The organism is Burkholderia alba (assembly GCF_034721475.1).
GTDB classification, from domain to species: domain Bacteria; phylum Pseudomonadota; class Gammaproteobacteria; order Burkholderiales; family Burkholderiaceae; genus Burkholderia; species Burkholderia alba.
On the sequence record NZ_JAWJWL010000198.1, the window covers coordinates 1 to 325 of the forward strand.

Annotated in this window: 1 pseudogene; it reads left to right on the plus strand. The window is 61.5% G+C overall.

The annotated features are described in order from the left end of the window. Positions 1-157 precede the first annotated feature (157 nt). Positions 158-325 (plus strand): annotated as a pseudogene (locus RZR99_RS33210) (IS66 family transposase); the annotation flags it as partial.

Below are 325 nucleotides of genomic sequence, written 5' to 3' on the forward strand. Positions count from 1 at the left end.
TTCATCTGGCCGAGCGGAGGCGACACGATCACGCTCAGCACTGAGCAGTTGCACTGGCTGCTCGACGGCATTGATCTGGCCGCAATCCAGAAGCATCCCCAGCGATATTACACGCGGATGAGCTGAACACCAGGCGGGGGGCGTAGTCTAATCGGCCATGCCGAACAACCCCGTCATGTTGAGCGTCGAGGAATACGAAGCGCTGATTGCCGCGAGCGCCGAGCGCGATGTGCTGCGCGGTGAGCTTCGACTCGTGACAGCCCAGCGCGATCTGGCCGAAGAGAAGCTGCGGGCCTACAAGCACGAACTGTTCGGTGCATCGAGC